This is a genomic window from Oribacterium sp. WCC10, from assembly GCF_900113415.1.
GTDB lineage: Bacteria > Bacillota > Clostridia > Lachnospirales > Lachnospiraceae > Oribacterium.
This window is the reverse complement of the sequence record NZ_FOPH01000009.1, coordinates 62,879-73,767: the sequence shown is the minus strand read 5'-3', so window position 1 is coordinate 73,767 and position 10,889 is coordinate 62,879. Positions and strand designations below refer to the sequence as shown.

The window sequence follows — 10,889 nt, the reverse complement described above, 5'->3', positions numbered from 1 at the left end:
AGCAATTGCTCATGACCTTGTTTAATGCTAATGGCATTTGCATTAGCTGCTATTTCTTTGTCGTTTTCTCTTTCTTTTCTGTTTTATGATAAAGGAAGAGGTCAAGCTTGTTGCCAAACTTTAAGGAGTTGTCTTTCATATAGCCTGCAGCGGTTTTCTTTATGGCGATGGTATTCATTGCGCTCTTGAGACTGTTTGCGTAGATCCATCCGATAAGAAGTGAGATACCGGCTGCAATCAGTTCGCCCTTTAGTGTGATACCTCCGGAGATAAACAGGAAAGACAATGCTGAGAGAATGATAAATGCTATCACAAATGCAATTGTCATGTATTTATAATATTTACCTTTATCTATCGGAAGGCTTCCGACCATTTTGCCGGTCTGGCCGTTTATGCCGAAGGTATAGGAGTTTCCCTCATATTTTGTTGTCATCATCCATACCGGCAGCATGGCGTATTCAGCTTTGGCATCAGATAGTTTGATACTCTCGCTTTTCTGGGAAACCTCTGTATAGCCGGTCACAGCATCACGCATTTTGTTTCGGAAAGTATTCTGGACTCTTTCATTGGCTCTTGGCTGAGCGTCACTTTCCTGTACATCATATCTGTCAGCAAGATATCCTGAGAAGTAAGCAGCATCATATTCGGTCGCTTTACCGAAATCAAACGGTTCCAATGAGTCCATAGTGGCATCATCCATTTGCGTTGAGGCATCTACAGGAATTCTGTTGAAGTCCATCTCGCCGGATCTTGTGATATGGTAATAGTCCTTTTTTACATAGGTGTAGTTGGCATCTTCCCAGGTTTTTGACTTTACTCCTTCAAAGGAAACAGAACCTTTTGCGTGACAACTGTAGAGCCAGAATGGTACATAGATTCCCGTGATCTTGTCTATACGATTTCCTGCTGTAAAGGAATCCGGAAGGAGTTTCTTTCCTTTAGTGAATTCCTTGAGTTTCTCGCATGCCTGATTTTTGCCTATGGCAAACGGGATCATCAGATTCGGACGATACAAGCCTTCAAAGGATTGCGGTATGATGGATGGATTACCGCAATACGGACATTCGGTTGCCGCAGTGTGTTCGTCAGCAACCATTTCGGCTCCGCAGGATTGACATCTGTAACCCTGTACTTTTCCGTTTTCGTCGCTGATAATCTGCTGATTTGGAGTATTCCATACCAGATTATTGCCCCCGGCATCTTCTTTTAGAGATTCCTCAGCGGCTTTTACCTGCTCCATGCTGAATTGTGAACCGCAATACTCACATGCCATTTCCTGTACCTGTCCGCTGTAGACCAGCTTCGCGCCACAGCATGGACACTTAAAGTTCATTACATTACCCATATACACCCCTCTTTCATAGGTTTTGTTAATGCTTATAGTTTCACAGTTTTAAATGATACCGGATCGCTTTAAAACAAAGCGTTCCGTATCAGATTTCACAGACTTGTCTATATCTAATTGTATTATTTTTTCTCTGAATGAGGAATAAATTTGAAGAAAAAACGTGAAGGAAAAATTTGAAATAATGAGTAATAAATAAAAATACGTGTAAATTCAAAAATCTGCGAATGGATTTCCTGAAGACAAGATGTTAATTATACATATCAAATATTGTTGCGTTCGCAACAGTATTTTGATGCTTTCTGCATTATTATCTTCCTCGAACAACATTAAAGTTTCGTTTAGGAGGTTTTACCATGGATAATAAAATGTTCTGCTATCAGTGTCAGGAAACAGCAGGTTGCAAGGGATGCACAATGGTTGGTGTATGCGGTAAAAAGCCTGAGGTTGCAAATCTTCAGGATCTTCTCGTATATGTAACAAAAGGAATCAGTGCTGTTACCACACAGCTTCGTAAGGAAGGCAAAAAGGTTAATGAGGATATAAATCATCTTATTACCGTAAATCTTTTCTCCACCATAACAAATGCAAATTTTGATTATGAAAAGATTGCGGGCAGAATTGAAGAGACTCTCAAAGTAAAGGCAGAGATCATTGATCAGGTTTCAGCAAAGGAAGATCTTCCGGAAGCATCTCTTTGGAACGGAGCCAGATGCGACTATGATGAAAATGCAAAGCATGTTGGCGTTCTTTCAACAGAGAATGAGGATATCAGATCTCTCAGAGAGCTGATCACATACGGACTTAAGGGTCTTGCGGCATACTCAAAGCATGCCAATGCTCTTCTTAAGAATAATGAAGCAGTAGACAGTTTTCTTCAGTACGCACTTGCAAAATCCCTTGATGATTCACTTTCTGTTGATGATTATGTAGCTCTTACTCTTGAAACCGGAAGGTACGGAGTAGACGGAATGGCTCTTCTTGATGAGGCCAATACTTCCGCGTATGGCAATCCTGAAATCTCAAAGGTTGATATCGGTGTAAGAAATAATCCGGGAATTCTCATTTCAGGTCATGACTTAAAAGACCTTGAGATGCTTCTTGAGCAGACACAGGGAACAGGAGTAGATGTTTATACTCATTCAGAAATGTTACCTGCTCACTATTATCCATTCTTTAAAAAGTATGATAACTTTGCCGGTAACTATGGTAATGCATGGTGGAAGCAGAAGGAAGAGTTTGAAAGCTTTAACGGACCTATCCTTATGACAACCAACTGTATCGTTCCTCCTGCTGAGTCATATAAGAACAGACTCTTCACAACAGGTGCGACAGGATATCCGGGATGCAGACATATCGATGGAAAGTACGGAGAGAAGAAGGATTTCTCTGAGATTATCGAACTTGCAAAGACATGTAAGGCACCTACAGAGATTGAGAAGGGTGAAATCGTAGGAGGTTTTGCTCATGCACAGGTATTTGCATTGGCAGACAAGGTTGTTGATGCTGTTAAATCCGGAGCTATAAAGAAGTTTGTTGTTATGGCCGGTTGTGACGGACGTGCAAAGTCAAGAGAGTACTATACAGAATTTGCCAAGGCACTTCCAAAGGATACTGTGATTCTGACAGCAGGCTGCGCTAAGTATAAGTACAATAAGCTGAATCTCGGAGACATCGACGGAATCCCAAGAGTTCTTGATGCCGGTCAGTGTAATGATTCATATTCGCTTGCGCTCATCGCTCTTAAACTCAAGGAGGCATTTGGCCTTGATGATATAAATGAGTTGCCGATAGTTTACAACATTTCCTGGTATGAGCAGAAAGCGGTTATCGTACTTCTTGCACTTCTTTATCTTGGAGTCAAGAACATACATCTCGGACCTACACTTCCTGCATTCCTTTCACCGAATGTAGCAAAGGTGCTTGTAGACAGTTTCGGTATAGGTTCCATCACTAATGTAGATGATGATATAAAGATGTTTTTCAATTAATCTTTTAGACGGTTAGTCAATTGGCTTCTGTTAACAGAAACAGTGTTTGTATATTCCTTGTAAGTTTTTTAGGATACAGCTGTGATAATTCCGCCTGAACCGGCTTGTCGTCAATTGGATATCGCAGAAATCAAATAACCACTGATGGGTGATCATCAATCCTGTCAGTGGTTTTTAAATTTGGTCTTTTGATAAAGATAGGATGGAGAAATCTGTTTTAGTGTTCAAATTGAAGTAACTGCTATAAATTCAATAGATGCTTAGGGAAATGCTGATATAATCAGTGTTTCCTCAGTTTTTTCTCTTTACCGGAATCCAGATTGCGCTGTGGTAATCCGGGTCAGACATTTTTCCGTTAACACAGTCATACCACTCTGCTGTAGCATTTCCGCAGAGTTCATACTCCGGATTGCCAGGGAGCCATTCCTTAAAGATGCGCGTATTCACGTTTTGCAGGGCTTCGGGGACAGGGCCTATACAGTCGAAAACCGCCCAGTCACCTCTTGGAAATTCATATACCACCATCCCTTCCGGAACTTCGCCACCTGTGTATTTACCTGCCACCATATAACGGAACTTCCCTGATCCGATATCATCGATGCAGACTCCGTACTCACCGATGCAGTTATCTACGATGGCTCTTTCATAGGCATTGACCGGCTCATTTCCGGCATAAACATTGGCAGCATACTTCTCGATGATCTCATTCCAGAACTTCGGTATCTCCTGATAAGCGGTTTCATCATCGAATATCTTCTGAAAACCTATAACCTTGAATTGAAACATAGGTGTTATCTTTACATCCATCTGATCGCCTCCCTGAATCTGAACTTTGATAGTCAAAGGAAGAAATGTCCTTACAGGAGCTCCGTCACGAGCCTCTGTCGGGGTTACTCCATGGAAACGTGAAAATGCTTTTGAGAAGCTTTCCGGTGTTTCATAGCAATATGTGCAGGCTATATCTATAACCTTTGCATCCGTATTCTTCAGGTCCATCGCTGCATTATAAAGCCTTCTGTTTCTGATATACTCCCCGATGCCATAACCGGTCATCAGAGAGAATCCCTTCTGAAGAAAAAATGATGAGAGATACACATGTTCCGCCACATCCTGCGCACTGATGTCATCGGTCAGATGCTTCTCCATATAATCAATTGCTTTTCGTACACCGGTTATCCACTCCATGTTAATGTTTCCTTCCTTTGATTCTTGCACTTACATCATAAATGTTCAGGAAAGAATCATCATGTCATTTTCTGCTCGGATTTGTCCAAATGATATATTTTCTTTTATTGTAACAGTTCTGCCGGAAATTTGAATGCTCAGAACTGAAGGGCGTTCTCCGGTTCTTAGTAAAACTTATTTCCGGCACACGGCGAAACAATTACCTCTGATTAAGATTCATTGCCTGGCTTTTTCCCGCCTTCTTTTCTATGTACATGGCTTCATCGGCTCTGGACAGCAGATCTTTAAGGCTTTCACCGGCTTCTGCTTTTGCAACTCCTATGCTTACGGTTAGCTCAAAAGGAATACTTTTTTTAGAGGATAGTTCTTTAAGCTTATCATTTATGGTATTCTTCAGCATGTTACTTTCATATTCACTGTTTCCCGGAACAAGAATCACAAATTCATCACCGCCAAATCTGGCGATCACGGTACCCTTGTCCATTCCCTTGCAGGCGGCTTTTAATGTCTCTGCAATGATCTTAAGCGCCTTATCACCCTGCAGATGTCCAAAAGTATCATTTATCTGTTTAAAGTGATTTACATCTATGAGATAAAGCCAGATACTATCGTGTTCTCCTGCGCTTTTTGACAGGCTTTCAAAGCCATGCGTAAGCTGTTTGCGATTATTGAGTCCGGTCAGTGGATCAAGTGATATTAACTGATCGATCCATGTGAGATACAGGAAAAATGTAGAAAGCGAAATCGCTACACATGCAACAGGAATTCTTGGCTGCACAAACTGCAGAATCCCGGATATTCCGGGACCGATAGGGAAAAGACATAGTTTTATGAGAAACTCTTTATTACTTTCATCGGTTTCTTTAAAAATGTTGATCATGGCTCTGATGAAAGCTATCACAACATAGCTATATGAGAGTACATATGTAAGTATAAAGAGAGGTCCTCTGTGATATTCTCCACCGGCATCAAAATAAAAGAGAGATTTTCCTATGGGATTTGTCAAAAGAAGAATCACCAGCAGCCACAGTAAAGATGTGGAATACATGACGTGATTTCGCTTCTTTACAAAAGTGGTTTCCCTGAGATATTCAAAATAGAGAAACCAGAAAAAACACATAAGCTCGGTTGACAGGAAGTAGAGCTCTTTACATGTCATCAGCACAAATCTGCCGCCCGGAAGTATCCCTTCATATATCAGCACAAACAACGTGTCGGAGGCAAAGAACACCATTTCCGCAATTATGGATATGGCAAAATGTGTTTGTGCCACCATCTTCGAAAGACCTCTGGTCTTGAAGAGGATGATTCCTATAAGTATAAGAGAAAAGAGATTTATCTCAAAATAAAGAATTGCATATTCATTCGGCATTGTATAAAACCCCGGTTCAAAAACTGTAACTATATTAAAGATGGGAGTGTAAAATGTATTGCCCCCACTGATTAACGTCAGCGCACTCACGTTATTATATGACGTGAGTGTCAAAAGTATTTGCCACTCACTGATGATGCGCAGCACGCACACATTCGTGTGCAATGTGCTGCTGAACACTCATAACTCACGTCCTTTTGCTATGCAAAACGACTACGTTATTCGTGTTCGGGCGGGTCATAAAGTCTCAAATCAACGTGCAAGCACGTGATTTGGTACTTTTGACCCTTGCATCATTATATCAAAGGTCGAAACCTTTTTGACGGCAATGTTCATGATAGTCTTTTTAGTTCTTATTAAATCTTTGTTTTTTACATCGACATATTTTATTCTTTCATGAGATATTTTCTTAGAGTGAAGATGTAACGATAAAGTTGTAAGGGTTTACAGCTCATTCGTATGACAAGGGCCACTTTGTGATATAATGATAGCAGCATATTACACACGAATGTGTGCGTTAGCGCTAATTAGTGAGTGGCAAATACTTTTGACACTCACGTCATTATATAGTGTCTTATTTTCTATGAGTTTTCGGGATTTATTCATTGTTACAGGAGGGGAAACATGGATATAAAAAAGATCGTTGAGGGTGATACCGTTACTTTAGAGTTGAAGGGATGGCTTGATACACAGTCTGCGCCTGAACTGGCAGCGGTATTGGACGAAATCGGAAGTGATATTGCTTCCATAGTTTTTGACTTTAAGGAACTGGAGTACATTTCATCCTCAGGTATAAGACAAATCGTGTCAGCTTACAAAAAGATGAGTGGAAACGTTACGCTTAAATCCGTTTCGGGAGAAGTATTTGAAGTCCTGAATATGACCGGTATAACCAAGAGAGTAAATATCGAATGATTTTTTGTATATGTCGGGATTGAATAAATGGGACAATGCTGACGATACATATGTGACAGTTTGGGAAGAACGATGGCGAAAAAAAGAAAAAAACTCAGGATATCCATACTGAAAAGAATCGCTCTTTTGTTTACGATTTCACTGATTTTATCATCATTACTCACAGTTGGAATACAGTATATCTATAGCCTCAATGAAGTTCAGAAACAGGGAACCGCTACAGCTGGAATAGTAGGTTCCACCGTTAAGACAGCCCTTGATTATGAGGGTAGCATAGATGCACTTCAGGAGGATGAACAGTACAGAGTAAGGATTCATGATACATTAAGACATTTATGTTTGGGTTTCGGTTTAAGATTTATCAGTTTATATACCATAGATAAGGAACTGAACAGGCATTACATCATAATTGCGGCCAACAATCAGGATGATGATGCACGTATGAATGAAGATTACGGCTATGAAAGCGGCAATATATACAGTGTGCCATTGCATAATGCAGAGAAAAATGTTCTGAACGGCACTTCAAAACAGGACTTTGAATTGATAAGCAATCAATACGGAGATATCTATCTGCACATTTCTCCTATAACTGATCAGGATGATGATATTGTTGCTTTGATAGGAGTTGGTGTTGACATAGATTCAATAATGAAGCTTGCCTATGAGTATCTGATACATACTTTTGCGCAGGAAATGTTCGTCATCGGACTTACATTCCTGATAGCCCTTATGCTCATAAGGAAGATGGTGATTCGACCTATAAAAACATTATCCTGGAAGATGAAGCATTTTGTTAAGGACAGAGATGCAGAGATATACTCACCGGGCAGAAAAACCTTTTTCGAAGATGAAGTGACGGATATAGAGGCGTCCTTCGATGAAATGGCTGTAGATATATCTGAATATGTCAATGATATCGAAAAGCTTACGATGGAAAAAGTCCAGGTTGGAACACAGCTTGATATTGCAAGAAAGATACAGTGCGGTATTGTTCCTTTTGAACATGGTCTTTCGGGTAATGGATATGAAGTATTCGGATATGAACATCCGGCAAGAGAGGTAGGCGGTGATTTTTACGATATCTTCAATCTGGATAAGGATAATGTCTGCATCGTCGTTGGAGACAGTTCCGGTAAAGGTATTTCGGCGGCACTTTTTATGGTTATGGTAAAGACCACCATAAGAGAAAATCTGAGAATGGGGTCTTCCCTTTCGGAAACACTTAACTTTGTTAACGGAGAAATCTGTATGGCCAATCCTGAGAATATGTTTGCTACAGTATTGGCGGCAAAGCTTAACACAAAAACAGGCATTCTAACCCTTGCAAATGCCGGACATACTCCGCCGATTCTTCTTGGCAGAGTTCCGTCATATATCGATGTAGACACCGGCATGGCGCTTGGGATTTTTGATGATGCGGATATAAAGGAAGAAGAGATAACCCTAAAGGATGGAGAAGGTGTTCTCATATATACTGACGGTGTAACAGAAACATTAAATACAGAAAAAGTCCAGTATGGTGAGAGAAAACTTGTTGAGATAATTAAAAAGAATTATCAGCAGGATGGATTTTCCGGTGCGCATATACTTGTCCATTCCATAGTGGATTCGGTAAAGCGTTTTTCCGAAGGTCTTGAACAGTTCGATGACATTACATGCACAGCTGCCATATATAAAAATAATGAGATGAACAGCAATTATCTTACTCCGGAAATGGAGTCATTTAAAACAGTTAAGCAAACTATTTTGACATCTCTTGGCGAAAACGAAATTTCTAGGAAAATTCTGCTGGCATGTGAGGAGATTTTTTCGAATATTGTGAATTATTCCGAAGCCGGTAATGTCAGTTTTTCCTGCGAAAGGATAGGTAATATCTATTCAGTGACATTTTTTGATGATGGAATTCCGTTTGATCCGGTGAAAACATCTGTCAATAAAAAAGAATTTGAAGAACTTGATAAGGGGGGAATCGGTTTAATGATGGCCCGCAAAAATTCAAAGGAAATGATTTATAACCGAATCGAAGACAGGAATATACTTACACTCAAGTTTGACGTAACACCCCTTACAGAAGATTATGAATGATGCAGCACATTGTTGGTGCTAATCAGTGAGTGTCATGCACTTTTGACACCCACGTCATATGAATAGAAAATGTTTCATTTAATGTATTCGACAACACATTCTAAGGGGTAGATATTAAACAAATCATGAGTAGAGGAATAGTTATACAAGAGAGCAGGATAATCAGAGATACATTTTATGCTCAGTTAATGGCGTTTTTTTTGTCTGAACTGACACATATGCTGGGAAATCTCATAGACGGTGTGATCATCGGACGATGTCTGGGAGTGGATTCAATGGCCGCATTTGGTATCGTTAGTCCGCTGATGACGTGTTTTGCCCTTTTCGGAACAGTGATATCCACAGGTTCCAGAAACCGGTTCACAAGACTTATAGGAGAAGGAAAACTTAAGGAGGCGCAGGGGATTTTTTCGCTGGCCATCACAGTTACGGTTGGAATTGCCACCTTGTTGATGTTGATTCTGATTCCTTTTTCAGCTCATATAGCAAGAGTACTTGGCGCCACCGGCAATGCTTCTGCGCTTTTACCCAAGGCAAGGGCATATCTCCTTGGAATTTCTTTTGGACTTCCGGCTATGAATGCCATGAGGATATTAAATGGTTATTATCCCATTGATAATGACAGAAATCTTCCGGTTATAGCATCCATAGTACTTACGGTAACAGATGTACTAATGGACTTTATCGTGGCATTTGTGATTCACGGAGACACTTTTGGTATGGGACTGGCTACCAGTATCAGCTATTATATGGCACTTGCGGTTCTCCTGTTGCATTTCAGAAAAAAGGAGGCCATACTCCGATATTCCTTCAAGTATATCAGGCTGAGTGAGCTGAAAGGCATAGTATCACAGGGGATACCTGTCGGTGTGTTCAGAATAGGATTCACACTGCGTACGGCATTTATGAACAGACTTCTTGCGTTGGTGGCATCTTCATCGGCTATAGCAGCATACTCTGTTTATCAGCAGGCGGATGATATACTTTGCAGTCTGACGATCGGTATGGCAGATACTGTTGCCATCATGGCAGGAATCCTCATGGGAGAGGAGGATCGTCCAAGGATGAAGCGATTACTTTTCACTTCATTACAGGCAACTTTGATGATTACATTGGGAGTTGCTGTCTTTACATGGATATTTGCACCGCAGTTTGCATCGCTCTATATCAAGGAACACTCTGAGGCCCTGAGTCTGGCAACAGTGGCAGTTCGTTCATATGCAATCGGGATGCCATTTTATGGACTAAGCCTGATTTACTTTAATTATTTTCAGGGTATCGGAAGAAGTCGGTTATCTTCCGTTTCCGGATTTTTGTCCGAATCGGGATTTTTGATGCTTTCAGCAGGTCTGCTTTCATTCCGGTTCAAAGCCAATGCAGTATGGTTTGCATTTCCGGCAACCCAGCTGCTCATGTATATTTATTATGTGATTTTGATTAATGTTAAGAGCCGGATGATGGGAATAGGAGATAAGGGGATTTTGGATAAGATTTTGCTGCTTCCCGATACCTTTGATGTTCCGGAGGAAGACTGCATTGACTTAAGCACCGATTCCATGAAGGATGTGACCAGGCTCACGAGGGCGGTCTGGAAGTTCTGCGAAGAACATGGCTGTGATACATATCGCAGATATCATATGGCACTTGCTGTTGAGGAAATGGCCGGAAATATCATAGAGCATGGATTCAGCAAGGATAAAAGGGCGCATAGCATAGATGTTCGCGTCCTGAAAAAAGGAGATGACTATATCCTCCGAATCAGGGATAACTGTCTCATATTTGACCCTGTAAAGCAGCTGGAAATGTATTCTGAAAATGATATCATGCATCATCCCGGAATAAGAATCATCATTGGTTTATCAAAAGAATTCCGGTATACATGTATATTAAAACTGAATAATCTTTTGGTCAGGATATGAACATACTTGTATGATAGAGAAGTGGGTGAAAGAGAAGAAGTTCTAATGAATTCTAAAGTGCGTGTCTGATATCT

Annotated in this window: 7 protein-coding genes; 4 read left to right on the top strand and 3 right to left on the bottom strand. The window is 40.6% G+C overall.

Annotated elements, in window-relative coordinates; all coding sequences use genetic code 11:
- Positions 1-49 precede the first annotated feature (49 nt).
- Positions 50-1,345 carry a TFIIB-type zinc ribbon-containing protein gene (locus tag BM294_RS08310; protein WP_091206830.1) on the bottom strand — a complete coding sequence of 432 codons (1,296 nt, stop codon included), beginning with the start codon at positions 1,343-1,345 and terminating at the stop codon, positions 50-52.
- A 356-nt stretch (positions 1,346-1,701) separates the two neighbouring features.
- Here BM294_RS08310 and hcp point away from each other — a divergent pair, with 356 nt between their 5' ends.
- Positions 1,702-3,336, top strand: coding sequence for a hydroxylamine reductase (hcp, locus tag BM294_RS08305; protein ID WP_091206827.1), 1,635 nt, complete (start codon positions 1,702-1,704; stop codon positions 3,334-3,336).
- Between the two features lie 291 nt (positions 3,337-3,627).
- Here hcp and BM294_RS08300 read toward each other — a convergent pair whose 3' ends face one another.
- Together BM294_RS08300 and BM294_RS08295 are read right to left on the bottom strand one after the other, a co-directional pair.
- Positions 3,628-4,521, bottom strand: a complete 894-nt coding sequence (locus BM294_RS08300; protein ID WP_091206825.1) for an AraC family transcriptional regulator — start codon at positions 4,519-4,521, stop codon at positions 3,628-3,630.
- A 199-nt stretch (positions 4,522-4,720) separates the two neighbouring features.
- Positions 4,721-5,893, bottom strand: coding sequence for a GGDEF domain-containing protein (locus BM294_RS08295; RefSeq protein WP_091206822.1), 1,173 nt, complete (start codon positions 5,891-5,893; stop codon positions 4,721-4,723).
- A gap of 624 nt (positions 5,894-6,517) precedes the next feature.
- Here BM294_RS08295 and BM294_RS08290 point away from each other — a divergent pair.
- From BM294_RS08290 to BM294_RS08280, 3 genes are all read left to right on the top strand, one after another.
- Positions 6,518-6,808, top strand: a complete 291-nt coding sequence (locus tag BM294_RS08290; RefSeq protein WP_091206819.1) for an STAS domain-containing protein — start codon at positions 6,518-6,520, stop codon at positions 6,806-6,808.
- A gap of 72 nt (positions 6,809-6,880) precedes the next feature.
- A complete protein-coding gene (locus tag BM294_RS08285) occupies positions 6,881-8,896 on the top strand; it encodes an ATP-binding SpoIIE family protein phosphatase (protein ID WP_091206816.1) in 2,016 nt (671 codons plus the stop codon).
- Positions 8,897-9,021: 125 nt separating this feature from the next.
- A complete protein-coding gene (locus BM294_RS08280; RefSeq protein ID WP_091206813.1) occupies positions 9,022-10,815 on the top strand; it encodes an MATE family efflux transporter in 1,794 nt (597 codons plus the stop codon).
- Positions 10,816-10,889 lie beyond the last annotated feature (74 nt).